At 41.6% G+C, this 23,876-nt stretch carries 24 protein-coding genes; 18 read left to right on the top strand and 6 right to left on the bottom strand.

The window, feature by feature from the left end; translation table 11 throughout:
* Positions 1-12: 12 nt before the first annotated feature.
* From E5N72_RS01375 to E5N72_RS01315, 13 genes are all read left to right on the top strand, one after another.
* The gene (locus E5N72_RS01375; protein ID WP_135922908.1) at positions 13-762 is read left to right on the top strand and encodes an SURF1 family protein; all 750 of its coding nucleotides are present in this window, start codon (positions 13-15) and stop codon (positions 760-762) included.
* Positions 743-1,237, top strand: coding sequence for a transmembrane cytochrome oxidase associated protein (locus tag E5N72_RS01370; protein ID WP_135922907.1), 495 nt, complete (start codon positions 743-745; stop codon positions 1,235-1,237). The genes E5N72_RS01375 and E5N72_RS01370 overlap by 20 nt, the downstream gene beginning before the upstream one ends.
* A 20-nt stretch (positions 1,238-1,257) precedes the next feature.
* Complete coding sequence (locus tag E5N72_RS01365; RefSeq protein WP_135922906.1) at positions 1,258-2,247, top strand: COX15/CtaA family protein; 990 nt, start codon at positions 1,258-1,260, stop codon at positions 2,245-2,247.
* A gap of 9 nt (positions 2,248-2,256) precedes the next feature.
* Positions 2,257-3,165, top strand: a complete 909-nt coding sequence (cyoE, locus tag E5N72_RS01360) for a heme o synthase (protein ID WP_135922905.1) — start codon at positions 2,257-2,259, stop codon at positions 3,163-3,165.
* Positions 3,162-3,779, top strand: a complete 618-nt coding sequence (locus E5N72_RS01355) for an SCO family protein (protein ID WP_135922904.1) — start codon at positions 3,162-3,164, stop codon at positions 3,777-3,779. Before cyoE ends, E5N72_RS01355 begins: the two co-directional genes overlap by 4 nt.
* A gap of 168 nt (positions 3,780-3,947) precedes the next feature.
* Positions 3,948-4,220 (top strand): STAS domain-containing protein, encoded by a 273-nt coding sequence (locus tag E5N72_RS01350; protein ID WP_135922903.1) that lies wholly within the window; start codon positions 3,948-3,950, stop codon positions 4,218-4,220.
* Positions 4,221-4,229: 9 nt separating this feature from the next.
* On the top strand, positions 4,230-4,592 hold the full coding sequence (locus E5N72_RS01345) for a response regulator (protein ID WP_135922902.1): 363 nt from the start codon (positions 4,230-4,232) through the stop codon (positions 4,590-4,592).
* Positions 4,593-4,607: 15 nt separating this feature from the next.
* Positions 4,608-6,686: a chemotaxis protein CheA gene (locus E5N72_RS01340; protein WP_135922901.1), complete on the top strand. Its 2,079-nt coding sequence runs from the start codon at positions 4,608-4,610 to the stop codon at positions 6,684-6,686.
* Positions 6,683-7,168 (top strand): chemotaxis protein CheW, encoded by a 486-nt coding sequence (locus E5N72_RS01335; RefSeq protein ID WP_135922900.1) that lies wholly within the window; start codon positions 6,683-6,685, stop codon positions 7,166-7,168. Before E5N72_RS01340 ends, E5N72_RS01335 begins: the two co-directional genes overlap by 4 nt.
* Before the next feature lie 29 nt (positions 7,169-7,197).
* The gene (locus E5N72_RS01330) at positions 7,198-9,525 is read left to right on the top strand and encodes a methyl-accepting chemotaxis protein (protein WP_135922899.1); all 2,328 of its coding nucleotides are present in this window, start codon (positions 7,198-7,200) and stop codon (positions 9,523-9,525) included.
* Between the two features lie 71 nt (positions 9,526-9,596).
* Complete coding sequence (locus tag E5N72_RS01325) at positions 9,597-10,415, top strand: protein-glutamate O-methyltransferase CheR (protein WP_135922898.1); 819 nt, start codon at positions 9,597-9,599, stop codon at positions 10,413-10,415.
* On the top strand, positions 10,412-11,029 hold the full coding sequence (gene cheD / locus E5N72_RS01320; RefSeq protein WP_135922897.1) for a chemoreceptor glutamine deamidase CheD: 618 nt from the start codon (positions 10,412-10,414) through the stop codon (positions 11,027-11,029). Before E5N72_RS01325 ends, cheD begins: the two co-directional genes overlap by 4 nt.
* A gap of 8 nt (positions 11,030-11,037) precedes the next feature.
* Positions 11,038-12,069, top strand: coding sequence for a chemotaxis response regulator protein-glutamate methylesterase (locus E5N72_RS01315; protein ID WP_135922896.1), 1,032 nt, complete (start codon positions 11,038-11,040; stop codon positions 12,067-12,069).
* Here E5N72_RS01315 and E5N72_RS01310 read toward each other — a convergent pair.
* Positions 12,059-13,090, bottom strand: a complete 1,032-nt coding sequence (locus E5N72_RS01310; RefSeq protein ID WP_240704480.1) for a polysaccharide deacetylase family protein — start codon at positions 13,088-13,090, stop codon at positions 12,059-12,061. The genes E5N72_RS01315 and E5N72_RS01310 overlap by 11 nt on opposite strands.
* Here E5N72_RS01310 and dinF point away from each other — a divergent pair.
* On the top strand, positions 13,067-14,401 hold the full coding sequence (gene dinF, locus E5N72_RS01305) for an MATE family efflux transporter DinF (RefSeq protein ID WP_135922895.1): 1,335 nt from the start codon (positions 13,067-13,069) through the stop codon (positions 14,399-14,401). The two genes, E5N72_RS01310 and dinF, sit on opposite strands and share 24 nt — an antisense overlap.
* 1 nt (position 14,402) lies before the next feature.
* Here the strand turns inward: dinF and E5N72_RS01300 are convergent, their stop codons facing one another.
* Together E5N72_RS01300 and nfuA are read right to left on the bottom strand one after the other, a co-directional pair.
* Positions 14,403-14,672: a hypothetical protein gene (locus E5N72_RS01300; RefSeq protein WP_135922894.1), complete on the bottom strand. Its 270-nt coding sequence runs from the start codon at positions 14,670-14,672 to the stop codon at positions 14,403-14,405.
* Positions 14,673-14,686: 14 nt separating this feature from the next.
* Positions 14,687-15,262: a Fe-S biogenesis protein NfuA gene (gene nfuA / locus E5N72_RS01295; RefSeq protein ID WP_063702428.1), complete on the bottom strand. Its 576-nt coding sequence runs from the start codon at positions 15,260-15,262 to the stop codon at positions 14,687-14,689.
* Positions 15,263-15,406: 144 nt separating this feature from the next.
* On the opposite strand from nfuA, the gene E5N72_RS01290 reads away from it, so the two are divergent.
* A complete protein-coding gene (locus tag E5N72_RS01290) occupies positions 15,407-17,956 on the top strand; it encodes a M14 metallopeptidase family protein (protein ID WP_135922893.1) in 2,550 nt (849 codons plus the stop codon).
* 6 nt (positions 17,957-17,962) lie between these two features.
* On the opposite strand, the gene E5N72_RS01285 is transcribed toward E5N72_RS01290, so the two are convergent.
* Complete coding sequence (locus E5N72_RS01285; protein WP_135922892.1) at positions 17,963-18,670, bottom strand: phosphoribosyltransferase family protein; 708 nt, start codon at positions 18,668-18,670, stop codon at positions 17,963-17,965.
* A 58-nt stretch (positions 18,671-18,728) separates the two neighbouring features.
* On the opposite strand from E5N72_RS01285, the gene bioH reads away from it, so the two are divergent.
* The 3 genes from bioH (at position 18,729) to E5N72_RS01270 (ending at position 20,739) form a co-directional block, all read left to right on the top strand.
* Positions 18,729-19,466 (top strand): pimeloyl-ACP methyl ester esterase BioH, encoded by a 738-nt coding sequence (bioH, locus tag E5N72_RS01280; RefSeq protein WP_135922891.1) that lies wholly within the window; start codon positions 18,729-18,731, stop codon positions 19,464-19,466.
* Between the two features lie 101 nt (positions 19,467-19,567).
* Entirely contained in the window at positions 19,568-19,876 is a 309-nt protein-coding gene (locus E5N72_RS01275) for a hypothetical protein (protein ID WP_054554434.1), read from the top strand.
* 5 nt (positions 19,877-19,881) lie between these two features.
* Positions 19,882-20,739 carry a putative metalloprotease CJM1_0395 family protein gene (locus tag E5N72_RS01270; RefSeq protein ID WP_135922890.1) on the top strand — a complete coding sequence of 286 codons (858 nt, stop codon included), beginning with the start codon at positions 19,882-19,884 and terminating at the stop codon, positions 20,737-20,739.
* A gap of 72 nt (positions 20,740-20,811) precedes the next feature.
* On the opposite strand, the gene E5N72_RS01265 is transcribed toward E5N72_RS01270, so the two are convergent.
* Together E5N72_RS01265 and E5N72_RS01260 are read right to left on the bottom strand one after the other, a co-directional pair.
* Entirely contained in the window at positions 20,812-23,130 is a 2,319-nt protein-coding gene (locus tag E5N72_RS01265) for a Tex family protein (RefSeq protein WP_135922889.1), read from the bottom strand.
* A gap of 135 nt (positions 23,131-23,265) precedes the next feature.
* Positions 23,266-23,847: a hypothetical protein gene (locus E5N72_RS01260; RefSeq protein ID WP_135922888.1), complete on the bottom strand. Its 582-nt coding sequence runs from the start codon at positions 23,845-23,847 to the stop codon at positions 23,266-23,268.
* Positions 23,848-23,876 lie beyond the last annotated feature (29 nt).

Here is a 23,876-nt window from a genome sequence, read left to right as displayed (position 1 = left end):
TAGGTATTCCAAATGCAGTTAATTTTATGGCGTAAACAAAAGCTTAGCTCAATTATCGCAATTTGCGTTGTGATACTTGCAGTGCTTATTTGTTTACGACTAAGCGTTTGGCAATACCAGCGAGGCGAGCAAAAACAGCAGCAACTAAGCCAGTTAGCCGTTTCGAAAGAGCAAGGAGTTTTGAGCTGGCAAGAGCTGCAAAATTTACCTAGAGAGCTGAATAAAACGGGCTTGCAAGTCAAGGTCTCTGGCGAGGTAAATAAACAGCAGTATTGGTTACTTGATAATCAAATTTATCAGGGGCAAGTGGGCTATGACTTACTTGTCGCGATGACAATTGCAGGTGAAACCGCACCTTTAATCGTTAACTTTGGTTGGCTAAAAGCTCCAACAAACCGTAACCAGTTGCCAACCGTCGTGTGGCCAGAATCAACAAGGCTTACGGCCACAGTGCAATTGAAACAAGGCAACTTACAAGGTTTTACACTTGCCGATGATATTGGTGCAGAGCAAGGCTGGCCCAAGCGCATTCAAGGCATCGATTTAGCAATTTTTAGTGCTCAATTAGCAAAGCCCTTACAAGGCTTTATTGGTTATCGCAATGAAGCAGATGGTATAGCAACCCCGCATTATCAGAGTGTTGTGATGGGACCAGATAAACATTACGCCTATGCCGTGCAGTGGTTATTAATTGGCTTGGCTTGTGTGGTTATTGCTTATTTTGCGATGAGAAGGAGAGGTTATGAAAATAAACCCGCTTAGTTTATTCGTTTTATGCTGCTTTGTGCCGCTGGCACTTGCTTATGCAGCATTAAAGCTTGAGTGGTTACCGAGTGGTTCGAGTAATCATGGTGAGCTTTTAAGGGAGGAAGTGAAACTAGCTGATTGGCAGCAAGGCGAGCCTAAACAATGGACTATTGCGCTCAATTATCCAAAAGAGTGCAGTGAAGTGTGTGAAAACCAATTAGCAAGTTTAGACAACCTATACGTCGCTTTAGGGAAAAATCAGCAAAAAGTAGATGTGGCGGTACTGACGAATCAACAGCAGGTATCGGCTAATTGGCGTCAATTAGCAGTAAGTCCAGCGCTCAAAGCGGGAGACTTATACTTGGTTGATCACATGGGCTTGGTGGTTTTGCATTACCCCTATACGGCTGAGCCCGAACAAAACAGACTTATTCAAAAAGGCTTACTTAAAGATTTAAAAAAACTACTTAACTATGCGCGTTCAAGTTAAACCTCATTAAGGGGATAAAGATGTATAAAAATTATAAATATTTAGTCTTAATTACGGTTTTCTTTTCTATTTTGGTTGTTGGGCTCGGTGCTTATACACGGCTTAGTGATGCAGGGCTTGGTTGTCCTGATTGGCCAGGGTGCTATGGGTTTTTGACTGTACCAAAACATGAAACTGCTCTGTTACATGTTGAACAAAACTACCCTGATATGATGTTTGAGGCAGCAAAAGCCTGGAAAGAGATGATCCATCGCTATTTTGCTGGTGCCCTTGGTCTACTGATTCTAGCTTTGTTTGTTTTTGCATGGTTAAAACGTCAATATCCAAATACGCCAGTTAAACTGCCATTAGCGCTATTACTATTGGTGATTTTCCAGGCTGCATTAGGCATGTGGACAGTCACCATGAATTTACAGCCCTTGGTCGTAATGGGGCATTTGCTAGGCGGCTTTAGTATTCTATCCTTGCTTTTTCTTCTTTATTTACGGCTAACAACAAAGCCGATCGCAGGAGGTGATGCAGGAGCAAGACCATATTATCGCTTAGCGCTTGTTGGTTTAGTGGTTTTGGTTTTACAAATCGCATTAGGCGGTTGGTTGGCTGCAAACTATGCAGCTCCTCATTGTAATGGCTTACCTTTATGTAGCTACGGACAACCGTTTTCGTTAAAGAGTGTGTTTCAGCTTCCACTTGAACATAGCACTTACGAGTATGGCGTGCTGTCACAACAGGCTCGTATGTCGATTCACTTACTGCATCGCATTTGGGCGTTAGTCACTTGTGTGGTGCTAGCGCTTATTATGTGGCGTATATATTCACAGAGTTTTTCCAGAAAAATTAAGCATTGTACAGTAACAGTATTAGTCGCCTTATTGTGCCAAATCTGTCTCGGCCTTGCTGTTGTGCATTGGCACTTTCCATTGAGTGTAGCGCTTGCTCATAACCTGATGGCTGCACTGTTATTGTTGAGCATGGTACGTCTGTGCTTTCATTTAAAAGCAAGAACTTAGGAGGCTATTATGGCGATATTATTAAGCACAGAGAAGTCGTTAATCAGTCAATCAACTGAGCGATTGAAGGATTATCTTGCCATTAGTAAGTTTAAAGTTGTTGCTATGCTTGTTTTAACTGCATGGGTCGGTTTAGCGCTTGCTCCTGATATGGGGCGAGGGTTGTTTGTTCAATTAGCCAGTTTGCTTGGAATTGGCCTGTTATCTGCGGCAGCAGCGGTGATAAATCATGTTGTAGATAGTGAAATTGATAGCAAAATGGCGCGAACCCGTCATCGCCCTGTTGCTAAAGGACGTTTAAGTAAGCAGCATGCGCTGAGTTTTGCTGCGATAATTGGCTCACTTGGTTTCACTATGCTCATAGTCTGGGCAAATACATTAACTGCCGTGCTAACTTTATTTGCACTGGTTGGTTATGCCTTTATTTATACCTCTTTTTTAAAGCGAGCAACACCGCAGAATATTGTGATTGGTGGCTTAGCTGGCGCGATGCCACCGTTATTGGGCTGGGTGTCTGAAACAGGTCATATGGCAGCAGCGCCTTGGCTGTTGGTAATGATTATTTTTACTTGGACACCGCCGCACTTTTGGGCACTCGCGATTGCTCGAAAAAGCGATTATGAACGGGCAAAAATTCCAATGCTGCCCGTGACTCATGGTATTGAATTTTGTAAAACCTGCGTTGTAGCTTATTCAATATTGTTAGCCTTGGTCTGCGTATTACCATACCTGATTGGAATGTCGGGAGTAATTTACTTACTTGCGGCATGTGCCTTGAATACGGTGTTTATTTACAAAGCGCTGAAACTAAAAATTGCCCCTAAAGATGACACCGCAATGGATTTATTTCGTTTTTCAATTGTCCATTTAATGCTACTCTTCATCGCCTTATTTATTGATAAATGGTTAGTTTTATGACTCGAATAGGCGCTTTTTTGTGTTTGAGTGCGGTATTGTTTGTAACCGGTTGTGGTAAAAGCAACACCGCTCCTGAGGTCGAAGCACTGGTGTATGAGCAAGCAAAGCCGATTAGTCCGTTTTTATTAACCGATCAACATGGTGAGCCCACTGATAACAGCCAGTTTATGGGACATTGGAATTTAGTCTTTTTAGGCTACACCAGTTGCCCAGATATTTGCCCAATGACATTGGCAAAGTTAACAGCAGTACAAAAGCAGTTAAGCCAAGATTACCAAGTGCAAGTGTGGTTTGTAGCAGTTGATCCAAAGCGCGATACCACTGAAAAACGAAAAGCCTATATTGATTACTTTAACCCTGAGTTTCTTGCTGTATCAGGCCCCCATAAGCAACTTTTCCCATTTGTTAGGGAGCTTGGCTTAATTTACGCAATTAATGATAGTGATGAGCAGGAATATGCCGTTGACCACAGTGCCTCTGTGGTGATGGTTGATGCAAACGGCGCCGTTCGGGCTATTTTTAAGCCTGAGTTTAAGGCTGGTAGTGTGCCATTAATCAACGCCACGACATTGACTGAAGAGTTCCGAAAAATTGCAGATTATTACATAAATTGATTTTTTTAATATTTTGTAAAAGTTTGCTCGAAAGAAAAGCTTTATTTTTTGCAATAAATGTCTAAGCTACTAAAAAATTTTACTATTTTTTGATTCAAATTATGGCATTTTCATTAACTAGGACTAAGCTTTTGTTATGAGTTGCTTTGAACGGGGAAAGTATTAAGAATGTTAAAGCTCCCTACAGAATTAGCTATTACTCAGGTCGAGTCATTACATCAAGATTTACTGCATGAATTATCTGCAAACGATGATATCTGTCTTGATATTAGTGAGGTTACTCGGGCTGACACGGCGTCGGTTCAGCTGTTATGTGCGTTACAAAAACATTTACTCTCTGTGCATCATAAAATTATATGGGTGGGCGAGAGCGAGCCATTGCAGCAGGCAATAAATAGTTTGGGTTTAGGCCATTATCTTGTGCTTGAAAATGCCAATTAAGAGGTTTATATGAAAAGAATTTTAGCAGTTGATGATTCAGCATCTATGCGCCAAATGGTTGGCTTTACGCTTAAAAAGGCAGGGTTTGATGTAACGGAAGCGAAAGATGGTAGTGAGGCATTAAGTATTGCCAAACAGCAAGGTTTTGATGCTGTTATTTCCGACGTTAACATGCCGGTAATGGATGGTATTACACTGATTCGCGAGTTACGCAGCTTACCTAACTATAAGTTTACGCCATTGCTAATGCTCACCACTGAGTCAGGTTTAGACAAAAAAACAGAAGGTAAAGCAGCGGGTGCTACTGGGTGGATTGTTAAACCTTTTAACCCAGAGCAATTGTTAGCGGTATTGAAAAAAGTGATTCGCTAACAATAGGAGCGAGGCATGAGTATAGATCTAAGCCAATTTTTTGAAGTGTTCTTCGAAGAAAGCTTTGAAGGACTTGATGCGATGGAAGCTGAGTTATTAAACTTGGTTCCCGGCGAAGAAGATCAGGAAACTATAAATACCATTTTCCGTGCCGCGCATTCAATTAAAGGAGGTAGTGGTACTTTTGGTTTTAGTGCTGTTGCAGATTTTACTCATGTCCTAGAAACTCTGTTAGATCAAATACGTGAAGGTACACGAGACTTAACAGCGGAACATGTTAATTTACTCCTAAAGTCAGTCGATTGTTTACGTGCATTACTCAGAGCCTTACAAGCTGAACAACAACCTGATTTAGCGGAAGCGGATGAACTTCGAATAAAATTTGAAGAAATCCTTGGTATGCGTGCAGCGAGTCAGGCATCGGAACAAGTCGAAGAAACAGTTGCCGAAAGCAGCTTTAATACTTACCAAATCGACTTTAAACCCCATCATCATTTATTCAAAACGGGTAATGAACCTCTTTATATGATCAGCGAGTTAGCTGAACTTGGTGAGCTTGAAACACATGCTTTTCAAGATGGTATCCCCGATATTACTAATTACGCACCAGAAGATTGCTTTTTAGCCTGGCGATTCTTCTTAACCACAGACAAAGAGCAAAGCAGTATTGAAGAAATCTTTGAGTGGGTCGAAGATGATGCCGATATCACTATTACACTGTGTGGGGGCTTGTTTGGTGCTGAGGTAGAGCCATCATCAGCAAGTGAGCCTGCAAAGGAAACGAACACCAACACAGTTGAACCGATTGCTAAAGCAAGTACTGATGCTAAAAAAGCGGCGCCAGTAAAAACGGCGACTGCAAATGCAGAGTCAACGTCTATACGGGTTGGTATCGACAAAGTTGATTCACTCATCAATATGGTGGGTGAGTTAGTTATCACACAAGCTATGTTAAGCCAGCTTGGTGAGCAGGAGATAACCGAAGCAACGATCGCCTCGTTGCAAGAAGGTTTGGCTCAATTGGCACATAACACACGTGATTTACAAGAAAACGTCATGCGTATTCGCATGTTACCGATTAGTTTTGTATTTAGTCGCTTTCCGCGCTTGGTTCGAGATATCTCACAAAAGCTTGATAAACAGGTTGAATTGAAATTACTTGGTGAACAAACCGAGCTTGATAAAACAGTGATGGAAAAGCTGTCTGATCCTATGGTCCACCTCGTAAGAAACTCTCTTGATCATGGCTTAGAAACCGTAGATAAACGTGTTGCGGCAGGTAAGGATCCTGTTGGTACAGTGACACTTAATGCGTTTCATCAAGGTGGTAATATTGTGATTGAGATTATGGATGATGGACAAGGCCTAAATACTACCAAAATACGTGAAAAAGCGATTAAAAATGGTCTGATCTCAGAAGCAGATGATTTATCTGACAATGAAGTTAATGAGCTTATATTTTTACCCGGCTTTTCCACCGCAGATCAAGTGAGTGATTTGTCTGGCCGTGGTGTGGGTATGGATGTTGTACGTCGCAATATTGAAGCACTGAGTGGCTCTGTTGAAGTGTCATCTGCCCCAGGTGTTGGTTCAACCTTCACAATTCGCTTGCCATTGACGTTGGCAATTCTCGATGGGCAATTAGTACGTGTTGCCGAGCACACTTATATTATTCCGCTGATTTCGATTATCGAGTCACTGCAAATAGATATCACAAAAGTTAGCCGAGTTGGGAAAGATCTCGACGTATTGCGCTTACGTGATGAATACATTCCTATTTTACGGTTGTACAACATATTTAATCACCAAGGAGCGATTGAAACGTTGGATAAGACCTTGCTGGTGGTTGTAGAAAGCGATAACCAAAAAGTGGGCTTGTTAGTTGATGACTTATTGTCGCAACAACAAGTCGTTATAAAAAGTTTAGAGGCTAATTATCAAAAAGTAGATGGTGTCTCAGGGGCAACAATTTTGGGCGATGGTCGAGTTTCATTAATTGTAGATATTAGTGGCTTAATTAAATTGTCAGGACTGAGAAAACCTGGCAGCCAAGAATTAATCATCGAGTCAAAAGCGAATTTGGAGGCATCATGATAGCACAGCACGATGACCTGCATAACAAGCTTAATTTAGAACAAAATCAAGATGTAAAACAGTTTCTAACTTTCTTTATGGCTGAAGAAGAGTACGGAGTTGATATTTTAACGGTGCAAGAAATTCGCAGTTGGGAAGAGATCACTGTAATCCCTAATTCCCCTGATTTTGTTAAAGGGGTAATCAATTTGCGCGGCACCATAGTGCCTATTATCGATTTGCGACTTCGCTTTGGTATTCCAGCCATTGAGTATGGGCCATTGACTGTTGTTATTGTTTTAAAAGTAAAGTTAGAAAACGCGAGTAAAATTATGGGCATCGTTGTCGATGCTGTTTCGGATGTCTATAGCATTGCTGAGCATGAAGCTAAAGCGGTGCCGCATTTGTCAGACTCAGATAATGCGCAATATGTTGCGGGTTTGGTCAATGTGGGTGAGAAAATGGTTGCGCTATTGGACCTACAAAAAACAATGGACATTTAACTGGGTAGATTAACAAGAAGGTGAAGGGTATGGGTTGGTTTAGCAGTCCTAAAAATGTTGAGTCGAACAATGATTTAATTGTTACGGCACTAAACAAGTCGCTTGCAGTAATTGAATTTCAGCCGACAGGATCGATTATCACAGCCAATGCTAATTTTTTAAGCGTAATGGGCTATCGACTTGAAGAAATTCAGGGACAACATCATGCTATATTTGTCGCTGATGATGAATCAAAAAGCCCTGAGTACCAGCAGTTTTGGCAGCGCTTACGAAACGGTGAATTTATTTCTGACGAATTCAAACGTTTTGGTAAAGGTGGCAAAGAAATCTGGATTCAAGCCACATATAACCCGATTATTGATGGTAACGGCAATGTCATCAAAGTCATCAAATTTGCAACCGATATCTCCGCACAGAAAGAGTTAGAAAAACAATCGAAACGTGATGCTGATCTGTCTAATGCATTACGAGTATGCCAAGCGAATGTGATGATTGCCGATAACGATCTGAAAATTATATTCGTGAATGAGCAAGTAAAACAAATGCTACAAGCACGCGAGTCGACCTTACAGACAGTGCTGCCAAGCTTTTCAGTGTCTAACTTAATCGGTACATGTGTTGACGATTTTCATAAACAGCCAAGCCATCAACGTGAGTTATTGAAATCATTAAAAGAACCTTATAAAACAACGTTACGTTTGGCTGGTCTTATTTTTAGCCTGATTGCAACGCCTTGGTTAAGTGCATCAGGTAAGCGTTTAGGAACAATTGTTGAATGGCAAGATATCACTGATCGAGTGAATAAAGCCGAAACTGAAAAACGTGAAGCGGAAGAGAATTTGCGCGTACGTCGCGCACTTGACCGTGTAGCTACTAACACTATGATTGCAGACTCTGGGAATAACATCATTTATATGAACGAGGCCGTTCTTAATATGATGAAAATCGCAGAAAGTGATTTACGAAAAGACTTGCCGAATTTCAACAGCAATAATTTGATTGGTCAAAATATTGATGTATTTCACAAAAACCCGGCACATCAACGCAACATGCTAGCTAAATTAAGCAGTACTTACAGTACGGAAATTCAAGTCGGTGGTCGCACCTTTGGTTTGGTTGCGAACCCTATTTTCACTCCTGAAAATGAGCGTATTGGTACTGTTGTTGAGTGGGAAGATAGAACGGCTGAAGTCGCGATTGAAAAAGAGATTGCGGGTCTTGTTTCTGCTGCAGGTAAAGGTGACTTAGAAGCCCGTGTTGAAGAGACGGGTAAACAAGGCTTCTTCTTACGGTTAGCGCAAGGTTTAAATAGCCTTGTAAGCATTGTTGATGATGCAGTTAAAGATACAGGCAATATGCTTGATGCCATGGCGAATGGTGACTTATCAAAACGTATCGAGCAAGACTATCAAGGTTCATTTGAGAAGCTAAAACGTGATGCAAATGCCACGGCTGATAAGCTTACTGAAGTGATTAATCGCATTAATACCTCAGCAACTCTGGTTGCAAGTGGCGCAGAAGAAATCTCACAAGGTAATGCTGATTTAAGTCAACGAACTGAAGAGCAAGCTTCATCACTTGAAGAAACAGCATCTAGTATGGAAGAGATGACCAGTACGGTTCGCCAAAATGCGGATAACGCAAAAGAAGTGAACGAACTGGCAGAAGAAACACGCACGAAAGCACAAAAAGGCGGTGAAGTTGTAAACCGTGCTGTAGTGAGTATGTCTGCAATTAACGAATCAAGTAAGAAAATTGCAGATATCATTAGTGTTATTGATGAAATCGCTTTCCAAACAAATTTACTCGCATTGAATGCTGCTGTTGAAGCTGCACGTGCAGGTGAGCAAGGTCGAGGCTTCGCAGTTGTTGCAGGTGAAGTTCGTAATCTAGCGCAGCGCTCTGCAGCGGCTGCAAAAGAAATTAAAGAATTGATCCGAGACAGTGTTGGAAAAGTTGAAGACGGTACATTACTCGTTAATGAGTCAGGTTCAACATTACAAGAAATTGTTACAGCGGTGCAACGAGTGACTGCGATGATTTCTGATATTGCTCAAGCATCAGAAGAGCAAAGCTCTGGCATTGAGCAAGTTAATAAAGCAATTACACAAATGGACGAGATGACTCAGCAAAATGCTGCCTTAGTTGAGCAAGCATCTGCGGCAGGGGAATCAATGGCAGAACAAGCAAATGACATGCGACGCTTATTAAACTTCTTCTCGTTATCGAAAGAAGAGGTAGATGTCTCGAGTCGAGTAAGTGCAGCACCTGCGGTTAAGCAATCGAACTCGCCTGTACGTCCAGCACCGAAAGGCAATAACTTTGTTGACCCTAGCGATGAGTGGGAAGAGTTCTAATACTCTTCCCTATTAACAGAAAAAACTAGGTTATGTAGTGTATCTAATGTCTAGGCTGCAGGGTCAAAAACATGAAAGAGTTTTTATTAACAGATAGTGACTTTAAAGCTATTTCGTCGCAAGTTTATGATGCTTGTGGCATTGTTTTGGCCGAGCATAAGCGCGAGATGGTTTACTCGCGCTTAGCAAGACGAATCCGACATCATAAACTAAAAAGCTTTAAAGAATATTTAGACTTTCTTGAAGAAAATAAAGAACGAGAGTTTAGCGAGTTTATTAATGCGATAACCACTAATCTAACGTCTTTTTTTCGTGAGCCCCACCACTTTAACTATTTAAAAAACACCATTGTTCCAAAACTACTTGTGAGTAATGCTAAGCATAAACGTGTACGTGTTTGGTCTGCTGGGTGCTCAACGGGGGAAGAGCCATACACTATTGCAATGACATTAAGTGGTTTGTTTCCTTCTGATTGGGATGTGAAAATACTAGCCACTGATCTTGACTCGAACGTATTAGCCAAAGCTCAAGCGGGAACATACACAGCGTCGAATGTTAATGGTTTAGAGAAAGCTCAACTAAAGCGCTGGTTTTTAAAAAGTCATGATGGGCAGTTATACAAAGTTAAGCCAGAGCTACAAAAAAACATATTTTTCAAAAGGTTAAATTTACTTCAAGGTTGGCCAATGAAGGGGCCATTTGATGTTATTTTTTGCCGAAACGTGGTTATCTATTTTGATAAACCAACAAAAGATACGCTGTTCAAGCGTTACTATGACCTACTGACCGACTCAGGCCATTTATTCCTGGGGCATTCGGAAACACTGGGTAAGGATCACAAAGAGTTTAAGAATTTAGGCCAGACGATTTATCTAAAAGGTGGTCTATGAGCAATCATTTTAAACCTGTGTTACCTGGTTTCGAGCATGTTAAACGATTTTGGGATAACCAGAGACAAAAAGTGGTCGCAAAGGTTTTGCCTGGCGAGTTTTATGTATCAAAAACAGATGAACTGATTACCACGGTGCTTGGTTCATGTATTGCCGCATGTATTTATGATGAAGGACTCGGCATAGGTGGCATGAATCACTTTATGTTGCCAATGGAAAAAGGGGTCGACCCAGCGAATGCACATAGCTTAAATTGTCGCTATGGTAACTGGGCAATGGAGTATCTGATCAATGAAATCTTGAAAAATGGTGCTTCAAAACGTAATTTAAAAGTCAAACTGTTCGGTGGCGGTAAAATTATTCGCTCAATGACAGACATAGGAGTAGGCAATATTCGTTTTGCAAATGCCTATATACTTGAGGAAGGATTAGATTTAGTATCTCATGATGTGGGGGGCCCTTGGCCTCGAAAAGTATTATTTAATCCACAAACAGGTTCAGCGCAGGTGAAAAAAATGCGTGAATTACATTCTGATAAGCTTGAAAAACGTGAAATTAAATACTTACACGATATTGAGCATCAAGATGCTGAAACGAATATTGAATTATTTTAGGAGCGCATATGATCAAAGTACTCATTGTTGATGATTCTGCTTTGATCCGTGGTTTGCTCAAGGAAGTACTGGAACAAGCCGATGATATTCAGGTTGTTGGTGTTGCAGAAGATCCTTATCAGGCACGAGATTCTATTAAACGGCTAAATCCTGATGTATTAACACTTGATATAGAAATGCCAAAAATGGATGGGTTGAGTTTTTTAAAAAACTTAATGCGCCTACGTCCTATGCCTGTTGTGATGATCTCTACCCTAACTCAAAAAGGCTCGCCAATCACACTTGAAGCACTAGAGATTGGTGCGGTCGACTTTATTGCAAAACCAACTGCAAATGTATCAGAAAATATTCAACGCTACGCTCACTTATTACAACAAAAAGTACGCACAGCGGCTTCGGCCAGAGTACGTACCTTTAAAGCGCAAAAGGTGGAAGATGATAAATCTTTAACTTCTTTGCAGTTTAAACAGAATGCTGTTTTGGCTATTGGCGCTTCAACAGGGGGAACCGAAGCAATTAAAGAAGTGCTGGTTCGTATGCCAGAAAATTGCCCACCCATAGTGATCACTCAGCATATTCCGCCGGTATTTAGTACCTCATTTGCGATGCGTATGGATCGAACGTGTAAAATTAACGTCAAAGAAGCTGAACAGGGTGATAAATTAAAGCCGGGTTGGGCTTATATTGCACCGGGCGATCAGCATTTAAGTGTTGTTAAAAAAGGCAGCGCTCTATATTGCCAACTCGATGCTAATGAGCTGGTAAATCGCCATCGTCCAGCTGTCGATGTGTTGTTTAATTCACTTGTTATAGCTTGCCCTAAAGTAACTGTTGCAGCATTGCTAACCGGTATGGGAAGTGATGGCGCTCAAGGCTTACTGGCGTTAAAACAAGCGGGTGCTTATACAATTGCACAAGATGAATTGTCGTCAGTGGTGTGGGGAATGCCAAAAGCCGCAGTGGAGCTCAATGCGGCTCATGAAGTTGTGCGCCTTGATAAAGTGACGGCACAAATGCTGAAACAGGCTATTACTGCGTGATAACCCAAGGTTGTGAGAACCAATAATAGCTGCCTTTTTTCGCGATTGAAGGGGCTGTGCAGTTAAAGCGAGAGCGACCTTTTTTCAGTTTTTCAGGTGAGGTGATCTTCACCGTATCTTTGCTAAGCCAAGCTAAATCTGCTTGGCCAATACCTGAAACATAACAAGCAAACTGACTTTTATGAAAATCTTGCATATCAAATTGCATCGTTAAACTAGGTGGGTTTTCGTCTGTCACACTATCTGAGTAGGTAAGCTGTTTGATAGTGAATGCTTGCGAGTCGAGTTTAGTGGCAAGCGTATCAAGCTTTGAATAAAAGCCTGATGCCGGAAAACGTGGTAATCGAGTAAAGTCAGAATGGATCCCTACAGCACCCGAATGCTGACCTATACCAACAAACCCGAGTGATTTAACTAACTGCTGTAATGAATTATTAAACTCGCCATAAGGGTAAGCAAGGTATTTATAATCATGACCAATTTCTTCTTTTATGCGCTGCTGGGCAGATAGAATGTCGTTCTTAGTACGCGCAAGCCATGCTTGCTCAGTTTCGTCTGGCTGTTTGCGATGCAAGTAATTATGAGTTTGCGTGTGGTTGCTAATTAAGGCGCCTTTACTTGATAGCTCTTTTAGCTGTTGCCACGTCATCACATAGCTTTTGCCTTCATCAATAAGTTCAGGATTTACGAAAATAGTATACGGATAGCCAAACTTTTCTAAGATAGGAGCAGCTTCTTCGTAATTGTTTTTATAGCCATCATCGAAGGTAATCGCGACAGTTTTATCTGTTAAAGGGTGTCCCGCTTGTAACGAGGTGATGAGGTCATTTAATGGAATAACTTTGAAGTTATTGTCTTTTAAATATTGCATGTGTTCAGTGAATGTTTCGCTGCTGACACTGGTTACCGCAGGAAGGCTTTCACTGACGTGATGATACTGTAGAATGACTGCGCCATGGGCACGCAAAGATAAACCTAACAGGACTGCAAATACTACATGAAACATTTTCTTAAACGTCATAAGGCACACCATAAAAGTTTACTGTTATTAGCCGGTCCGATGATTTTATCAAATATTACCGTGCCAATGTTAGGTTTAGTTGATACTGCTGTAATCGGTCATCTAGGAAGCGCTCACTATTTGGCTGGTATAGCACTCGGTTCAGCAGTTATCTCGTTATTATTTTGGCTAGCAGGTTTTTTACGCATGAGTACCACAGGTTTGGTTGCACAGGCCTATGGAAAACACGATCACAGCTTACTTGCTGAGCTATTAAAGCGCAGCTTGCTACTAGCAACAGCGGTTGCGCTGCTATTAATAGCGCTGAGTATACCTATTCAATCCTTAATGGCATATTTATCAAATGCCAATGAAGCTGTTTTAGAACAAGCAAATAGCTATTTTTCGATTCGTATTTTTAGTGCACCTGCCGCCTTATGTAATTTGGTGTTACTTGGTTGGATGTTAGGAGTGCATTATGGCCGGGGGCCATTTTATTTATTACTTATTACCAACATAACCAATATCGTGCTTGATATTTATTTTGTAGTGTTTCTTGATTGGGGCGTTGCAGGAGCTGCGTGGGCATCTTTAATTGCTGATTATATTGCACTTGCTTTTGCACTTATGTTAGTTGCACAACTAGCTAAAAAACAAGGTGTTAACCTTGCTGTGAAAGACTGGTTAAGTGTTGCTAAGTTACTTGATTTAGTAAGCTTAAATCGCGATATTTTTATTCGCTCATTAGCACTCCAGCTATGTTTTAGCTTTATGACTTTTTATGGCGCACGGATCGGCGAAACAACCTTAGCGGCTAATGCCGTATTGCTAAACTTTTTAATGTTGGTGAGCTTTGCACTAGATGGTATTGCTTATGCGAGTGAGGCAAAGGTCGGCAAGGCTAAAGGTGAGCACAGCGCTAAGCAGATTCAATTATGGGTTAACTTGAGCTTATTTTGGGGCGGGTTATTTGCGCTGTTTTATAGCCTTATATTTTTACTATTTGGCGAGGCTATTATTCGCTTACTTACCGATGTTCCAGAAGTTATTGAAATGGCAACAGATTACTTGCCTTGGGTAATTATATTGCCTATTGCGGCGATGGGGTGTTTCTTATTTGATGGCGTATTTGTAGGGTTAACCCGTGCCAAAGACATGCGTAACACTATGCTATTTAGTGCTGTAGTGGGCTTTTTCGGGCTGTTTTGGTTAGTGAGTAGCTGGCAAAATCATGGTTTATGGTTTGCGATGACCAGCTTCATGCTAATGCGCGGATTAACTCTTTGGTTTCGCTACCGTAAAATTGTCAACAACCAGCAATTATTAGAGTAAATTATTTCCACAAATTGGGGTCATGATCTTTTGGGGATGAGCGTTCTAAAACTTGCGCAAACCGGTTGGCAAAAATGCCTAGGTAACCCCAACCAGCAAAGAATAAAGCTATTGCTAATACGACTAAGCCGATTAATTGAAAAAATGCGGGTCCATAGTAGCCTATGGCAATAAAAATCACGGCTAGCACAAAGAGTGCTAGGCCGCGAAGAAAGCGTTTTAAGCTTAACTTGGGGTCGCTACCTAAGCGAAATACCCACTTTTTAAGCATGCTTTAGAGACCGGTTAGTAGTAAGAATGCTCACCAGATTGGTGATCAGTGATGTCTCTTACACCATTGATTTCATCAAACTTGGCAATCATTTCTTTTTCGATGCCTTCTTTTAGCGTGACATCAATCATTGAACAACCGTTACAGCCACCGCCAAATTGCAGTACTGCAATGCCATCAGCAGTAATTTCTACTAGGCTAACTTGGCCGCCGTGGTTAGCGAGCTGTGGGTTCACTTCAGTTTCAAGCATGTGTTGTACACGCTCTTGTAATGACGCATCATCGCTAAGTTTACGTGCTTTTGCATTTGGTGCTTTAAGTGTTAACTGAGTACCCATTTTGTCAGTTACAAAATCGATTTCAGCTTCTTCCAAGAAAGGGGCACTTTCAGCATCAACAATGGCATCAAAACCATTAAATGGTAGACGAATATCAGTCGCTTCAACGGCGTCTTCAGGGCAGTAAGAAACACCACACTCAGCCTGCGAAGTACCTGGATTTACAACAAAAACACGAATGTTAGTTTGTTCAGCTTGGTCTGCTAAAAGTTTAGCAAAATGAGATTGTGCAGATTCAGAAATAGAGATCATAAAACGGACTATACTTGACTAAATTACTCGGATACTGCCTATCATACTCCGCTCATCGTGTTGTCGCCAGTGTTGAGCGTAAAAAGTTGCATCTATTTTATCGAATGGTAGCGTTAAAACATCAAATAATTATGGGTGCTATCTATGCGTTTTATAATAACAATATTAACTATGCTAGTGAGCGTTAGCGCATTAGCAAAACCTCTTTCTTATTACTTTGAACAAGATGTGAAATTTGACCCAAATATTCCTACCCCTGAGCAGGTACTAGGTTACGAGGTGGGTGAGTGGCATGTGCGACATGATCAGCTTGTGCAATATATGCAAATTCTGGCCGAAAAAAGTGACCGAATGAACTTTAAAGTAATTGGTCGCACTCATGAGCAACGTCCGCTGGTGATGTTAACGATTACTGCACCAGACAAGCTAGGCCAAGTTGAATCTATTCGTAAAGCTCATTTAGCGCGTTTAAATGGTGGTGCTACTGACTCAAGCAAACAGCCGGCGGTTGTTTGGATGGGTTACAGCGTACATGGCAATGAATCATCAGGTAGCAATGCATCGCTATTGGTTGCCTATTACTTGGCCGCTGCACAAGGGCCAGAAATTGACACCTTACTGAATAACACGGTTATTTTGCTCGACCCATCATTAAACCCCGATGGCTTAGCGCGTTTTGCAAATTGGGCAAACAGCAACCGTGGTATGAAGTTGTCATCAGATCCACAAACTCGCGAGCATATTGAAAGCTGGCCAAGCAGTCGTACTAACCATTACTTGTTTGATTTAAACCGTGATTGGTTATTGCTGCAACACCCTGAATCACGTGCACGTATCGCACAGTTTCACCAGTGGAAGCCAAATATTCTGACTGACTTCCACGAAATGGGCCCGAATAGCACGTATTTTTTTCAGCCAGGGATCCCAACTCGTAAACACCCAATCACGCCTGAAGAAAACGTTACGCTGACTAAAGCAATTGCAAATTATCATGCAAAGACACTTGATGAGCATAATGCGCTTTACTTCACTGAAGAAAGCTTTGATGACTTTTACTATGGTAAAGGCTCAACTTACCCAGACGTAAATGGCGGTGTAGGTATTTTATTTGAACAAGCAAGCTCACGTGGTCACTTACAAGAAACCATCAACGGCCCGTTAAGTTTTCCGTTTACGATTAAAAATCAGTTATTAACTAGCTTGTCGACGTTCCAAGCGGCGATTGATAACCGTACTGACTTACTTGATTATCAAGCCAAATTTTACAACAAAGCGATAGATCTTGCTGGCGATGAAGACTTCAAAGGTTATGTTGTTAAAGGTGGTGCTGATACGAGTCGCATGCAGTACTTCCTTGATTTATTGAAGCAGCATCAAATTAATGCGTATGTGCTCGAAGAGCCGTTAAAAGTAAATGGTCAAAGCTTTTCTGAAAAAAGTTACTATGTGCCATTAGCACAGCCGCAATTTCGTTTAATTAAAGCGATTTTTAGTGAGCAACAGCGTTTTGTCGATAACACGTTTTATGATGTATCTGGCTGGACTCTTGCGCATGCTTTCAATCTAGAGTTTGCAAAAGTAAGCAGCAATTGGGGCTTAAATGTTGCTAAAGAGCCTTGGCAACAGCCTGTAAAATCAAGCTATGCAGCATTACCACAAAGCTATGCTTATGCATTCAAATGGGATGATTATTTAGCGCCAAAAATGCTTAATAGCTTACTCGAACAAGGTGTAAAAGCGCGTGTGGCATTAAGCCCACTCACAGCAAAAACGCCTATGGGTGAGATTGCTTTTGAGCCTGGAAGTATCCTTGTGCCTGCAGGTCTGCAAACAGATAGCAACTGGGTTAGCTATTTAAACCAAGCACAAAACGAGTTTGGCATTGAAATTACACCAATTAGTTCTGGCTTAACGGTAAAAGGTGCTGACTTGGGCTCTCGTTCAATGGCGGTAGTGAAAGCGCCGAAAGTGCTATTAGTCGGTGGTGAAGGGAGCAGCCAGTATGAGCTTGGCGAGGTATGGTATTACCTAGACCGTTTCGTTGGCACAGCGCCAAGCATTGTTGAAATGCAACGTCTTGATGATATTGATCTCGAAAACTACAGCCATATCATTCTAGCGCACGGTAATTACAATCGTCTTGATGATGCAACGAAAGTGGCAATTAAGTCGTGGGTTCGTAAAGGCGGAGTTATTTGGGGACACAAAGGCGGAGCTAAGTTCCTAGCCGATCAACAATTATTAAAAGCTAATTACTTATCTCGTCGTGATGTAGCCAGCGCCTTTGATACAACAGGGCTTACCTATGCTGATAAAGATGACCTCGCTGGTCGTCAGCGTATTGCGGGTGCAATTTTTAATACTTCAGTGGACTTATCTCACCCTCTGACGTATTCGCTAAATCGCAATACATTGCCAGTGTTTAAGAATAGCACTTGGTTACTTGAGAAATCAGACGCACCTTTTGTTAACGTACTTACTTACACAGACAAGCCGCTTTTAGCTGGCTTTACTGATGACGTAAACGTGGAGCAAGTAGCGGGTGCAGCAGGACTGATTGCACACTCATACGGTAAGGGTAGTGTCATTGGTATGACTGATAACCCAGTGTTTCGTGGTTACTGGTACGGCACTAGTCGCTTACTGAGCAATGCATTATTTTTTGGTAACGCATTCTATGCCTCAGCTGACTAATCACCTTTAATGTGCACCTAACGGAGTTAAGCAGGTAAGCATAGCCCACACCTGTTTAGCTCCGGCTTCTTTAATGACCTCAGTCGCTGCATTTAAAGTTGCGCCAGAGGTCATCACATCATCAATGATTGCCACGGTTTTTGCAGACAAATCCTGCTGGCAAATAAACGCACCCTTTAAGTTTTTAATTCTGTTCGTTTTACTGAGCTTTGATTGTGCTTTTGTAGCTTTTAGCTTTTGAAGAGGCGAAATAATAGGCTCATTTTGTGTTTGTAGTACAGGCAACCATGTTTGACTGACTTGGTTGAAGCCACGGGTTAAAAATCGCTGTTTATGTAAGGGCATTATAATAAAAGCGTCTGGCCAGTGGATATTTACTTTGCGAGCAACTGCAAGTTGCTGGCTAATGATTTGTTGTAGAGCAATCTTATAATACTGTTGGTCATTAAATTTTAACTGCTTTAACCATTGATTTAAGGGCACTTGGTACCAAGCGCAGGCAATTAAGTGGTCAAACTGACAGTCAGGAAAAGCATCACAGACATCAGGTCTGTGTAACAGGTTTGGGTGGCGTTCTAAATCAAATAAGCTTAGATCTTGCAAACAATAACTGCATAAAGCATGGTTAGGATTAATATGGCTGTTACAGCCAATACAAAAGTTTGGAAGTAACGTGTCTAAACCTAGTTTTAAAGCATGGGTTAAACGAGACATTGCATTCATTCCTTTAAACGCTATCATGAGCGCTAAGTGTGGTCTGGAATGATGAAATATGCAAAATGATATGGTGTTACTACATGGTTGGGGAATGAACCAAGGCGTGTGGCAAGTAATAATGCCTGAACTGGAATTTTTCCATGATGGTGAGGTTCGTTGCTTGGATTTACCGGGATTTGGTAATGCACAAAACTGCCCAGCCCCTTACACCTTGCATGCCGCTGCTGAGCAACTTAGTGAGCAATTGAATGAAGGGTCATTACTCGTTGGATGGTCATTAGGTGGATTATTTGCTTTGTACATTGCAGCTCATTGGCCAGAAAAGGTGGCTAAAGTTGTGCTTGTTGCATCAACGCCTTTCTTTGCCGAGCAGAATGACTGGCCAGGTATTAAACCGAATGTATTAAATACCTTCAAAGAGCAACTTGTTAGTCACCGCGAAAAAACCATTGAGCGATTTTTAGCAATCCAGGCGATGGGCAGTGAATCGGCCCGTGACGATATTAAACAACTAAAAACTTTATTAAATCAGTATCCAGCACCACAAGAGCAGGCTTTAAGCGCAGGTTTAGAAATTTTGCAGCATGACGATTTACGCTCACTGTTTGCTGAGCTAAGTGTGCCAGTATGTGGCATTTTTGGTCGCTTAGATTCACTGGTTCCTTATCGAGCAATTGAAAAAATGCATGCTTTACAGCCTGAGTTTGAGTATGAAGTATTAGATAAAGCATCGCATGCCCCGTTTATCTCCCATAAAAAAGCATTTATAACAGCACTGAAATCAATGTGTTAATTTAAACTCGGCCGTAGGCCACAAAAATAGCGGGATTTAGCTTTATTTTGCTCGTTTTATGAGCGATACTTAACAAGTGAATCTCACTGTTGGAGGGTGTTATGCCAATCAGTTCTGTTTTTAATAATGCGGTAGAAGGTTATAACCGTGCAAGCCAAGGTATCGAAAAGGCGAGCGCTGAGATTAGCCGTGCCTCAATTGATCAGCAAGATGATGCCCAACTAGCTCAACAACGTCAATTACAAGCGGCAACTCCAAATGAAGCTGTAACTCCGCCAGTTTCACAACCTGCCCCAATCGATGAGTCGCTTGTTAATTTGAAAGTTGAAGAATTTAATGCAAAAGCAAACATCAACACCATTCAAACTGCTGATGAAGTGCTGGGTACGTTAATTGATATCAAAGTTTAGCACTTATGAATATCGTTACTCCGTTTCCCTCGATTAATATCAACACGGCGAATGTGCACACCGAAAGTGCTCGCCGTGATAATCAGTTACGTGAAGTAATCCCTCCACCTGCTGCTACTAAACCAAGTAATGCCGAAAATAAAACGCTTAGTGATGGTGATAAAACCAAGCAACCGGGTTCTGAGGCTGGTACTTATGATGCCAAAGGTCGTTTATCAGAAGATAAAGTGATTGAGGAGCGTCAACAAGGCAGTGAACAAGGCGATCCAGAGCAATCAGAACAAGACGCTAAACAAGAACAGAAAAAAGAGCAAAAGGTTGCTGAGCAAGAGCAACAAGACGCTGAACAAATAAAAGAATTAAAAGCGCGTGATACCGAAGTGCGTATTCATGAGCAAGCGCATGCCACAGTAGGGGGGCAGTATGCGGGCTCTCCTAGCTATGAGTATCAACGTGGCCCCGATGGTACAAACTATGCTGTTGGCGGCGAGGTGCAAATTGATGTTGCTGAAATAAAAGGTGACCCACAAGCCACAATCGAAAAAATGCAGACGGTGCGTGCAGCGGCACTTGCGCCACAAGAGCCTTCAAGTGCTGATCGCTCAATTGCTGCAGATGCCACACAAAAGCTTATGGCAGCGCAGGCTGAGCTTGCCAGCCAATCAGCTGATGGCGATGCTGACTCAGGCAAATCGACCTTCAAAATAAACAGTGAGTATGCCGAAGATAGCGCAACTCAAAGCAGTGAAACAAAAACAGCAAAGCGTGATGTTGAAGTAGATGAGCGTGCCGCACGTATTGCTAATTTTTATCAAGCAGCTACCTCGCCCACTAATCAAAATCAGTTCTCTGCTTTTATTTAAGCTTCTTAAATTAAAAAACCGCGTAAGTTAAACTCACGCGGTTTTTTATTATCGATTTACACCTATAGGGTATTATTTTTTCACTTTTGCATTGGCAAATGCATCAGCAAAGGCATTACCCATTGCTGCATTACCAAAATCACGTTTTTGTTTAGGTGCTGCACTTTTCGCTTTCGCAGCTGGCTTAGGTTTGCTAGCTGGTGCTGCTTTATTACTAGTATCAACATCATCGTCTAAACGCATAGTAAAGCTGATACGTTTGCGTGCTGCATCTACTTCAAGTACTTTTACTTTAACAATATCGCCAGCTTTAACTACTTCGCGTGGATCAGAGATGAACTTGTTGGTAATAGCAGAAATATGCACTAAACCGTCTTGGTGAACACCCACATCAACAAAGGCACCGAAGTTCGCAACATTCGACACTACACCTTCTAGGATCATACCCGGTTTTAGGTCGTTAATGGTTTCAACACCGGCTTTAAATTCAGCTGTTTTAAACTCAGGACGCGGGTCACGACCCGGTTTATCAAGCTCTTTAATAATATCGGTAACTGTTGGTAAACCAAACTTTTCGTCTGTGTAGTCGTTAGCAACCAGTTTATTTAAGATATCAGAGTTACCAATTAAGCTATTTACATCGAGGTTGTTCTTTTCGCAGATGCGTTTAACAACCGGGTAAGCTTCAGGGTGAACAGATGACTTATCAAGAGGATCTGTACCATTAGTGATACGTAAGAAACCAGCCGCTTGTTCAAAGGCTTTTGGCCCTAAACGCTCTACTTTTTTCAGTTCAGAGCGTTTGCTAAATGAACCATTCGCATCACGGTAGCTAACAATATTTTGTGCTAACGTTATATTTAAGCCCGATACGCGAGTAAGTAGTGGCACCGAGGCCATATTTAAATCTACACCTACTGAGTTTACACAGTCCTCTACAACGGATGTTAGCGTTTGTCCTAGCTGGCTTTGTGATACGTCGTGTTGGTATTGGCCCACACCGATTGATTTAGGCTCAATTTTTACCAGCTCAGCAAGAGGGTCTTGTAAGCGACGCGCAATTGACACCGCACCACGCAGTGAAACATCAAGGTTAGGGAACTCGTTGGCAGCAAATTCAGACGCTGAATAAACAGATGCACCTGCTTCACTGACCATGATTTTATTTAGTTTAAGTTCACTGTTCGCTTTGATAAGTTCAGCAACTAACTTATCTGATTCACGTGAAGCTGTTCCATTACCGATGGCGATTAGCTCAACTTTGTGCTGGCGACATAACTGCTCTAAGGTACGTAATGATTTTTCCCAGTGGTTTTGGGGTGCATGAGGGAAAATGGTTTGCGTGGTTAAAAGCTTACCTGTGCTGTCTACAACGGCAATTTTACAACCTGTACGTAAACCAGGATCAAGACCTAGAGTAGTACGCGGGCCTGCAGGTGCAGCCATTAATAAATCTTTTAAGTTTTTCGCAAAAACGTCAATTGCGCCAGTTTCAGCTTTTTCACGCATTGCGCCTAAAAACTCATTCTCAAGGTGAAGGCTTAATTTAATCTTCCACGCCCATTGCACCACACTCATCAGCCAGCTACTTGCAGCAGAGTTGCTTACATCTAAGCGATAATGATCGGCAATCATCTGTGCGCACACTTGGGCTGGGTTTTCTGCGCTTGGTTCAGGGTTGATACTGAGTTGTAAAACCCCCTCATTGCGAGCACGAAGCATAGCAAGTGCACGGTGTGATGGTACTTTCTTAAGTGGCTCTTGATGCTCAAAGTAGTCGCGGTACTTAGCGCCATTATTTTCTTGGCCTGCTATAATTGTGCTTTCAATTTGACCATGCTGTGAGATGTGGCTGCGGAATTTAGCCAATAACTTAGCATCTTCTGCAAAGCGTTCCATCAGAATAAATTTAGCGCCATCAAGTACAGCCTTACTATCAGCAAAGCCTGCATCAGCATTTATGTAATCAGCTGCGAGTTGTTCTGGATCGAGGTTTGGATCATTAAATAATGCATCGGCAAGCGGCTCAATGCCGGCTTCAATAGCAATTTGACCTTTCGTGCGACGCTTAGGCTTGAACGGTAAATATAAATCTTCAAGCTCAGTTTTACTGTCAGCGTTATTAATATCAGCATTTAGCTCTGCTGTTAATTTGCCTTGTTCTTCAATGGTGGCAAGAATAAAACTGCGGCGTTCTTCTAATTCGCGTAAATAAGATAAACGTTGTTCAAGTAAACGTAATTGTGTGTCGTCTAGACCACCAGTTACTTCTTTACGATAACGGGCGATAAAAGGGACTGTGGCACCTTCATCAAGTAATTTGATTGCAGCAACAACTTGTGTTTGCTGGGCATTTAGCTCGGTCGCTAAGCGTGCAGAGATATTGCTCATGCATAAACCTTTTTAGAAATAGAAAATCAGTAAAACTGAAGATTAATTGCCTGAATAATATCACAATAAGAAGGCCTTAAAAGCACTGCTTTTAAGGCCCGCAAAAATAGTTTTACACAACGCTGATTTTAGGCGTTAGTGTGGGTGGTCAATCTGCTGCATGACTTCACTGAAGCTGTTAGCTATTGGATTGATATTGACCGGAATATGGAGTTTCTTAGCGATTTCTCGCGCAGAAATCAAACCGCAAATTTCATGGTTTGCGCTAGTCACTAATAAGAACATCATACCTTGATGCTCCATAGTTTGCAGTGCATCTCCAATACATGCATAGCTGATGCTCTGCAAGCTTACTCCCGCTAAATTGCTAAGTGGTGTCATTACATCGTGTAGTGTTAATTCATCACGATGTAAGTTTAAACGCTGCGCAAGAATCATAATCTTTGAGCTTTGTAAATCTGCGCTAGAGGTGATCCCGAGCAGTTTATCTTCGCCATCAATCACTAAAATAAAATCTGAACAGCAACTATTTGTTTGTTTTAACGCATCAACGATAGATGTGCCATAGTGGGCACGAAGCGGGTCTTTTTTAGTAAAGCTATTAAGTACTTTAAGTGCAGAAGAAGTGAGATCTAGTGTTGGCTCAACTTCATTTACTGCATTAGATAATGCGCCATTAGAGATATCTTGAAGACGTAATTCTTTGAATTTATTCATTTTGTTCACCATACATTTTAATAAAACTG

This window comes from Pseudoalteromonas sp. MEBiC 03607 (assembly GCF_004792295.1).
In the GTDB taxonomy this organism is placed as follows: Bacteria; Pseudomonadota; Gammaproteobacteria; order Enterobacterales; family Alteromonadaceae; genus Pseudoalteromonas; species Pseudoalteromonas lipolytica_C.
This window is presented reverse-complemented; position numbering and strand designations above follow the sequence as displayed.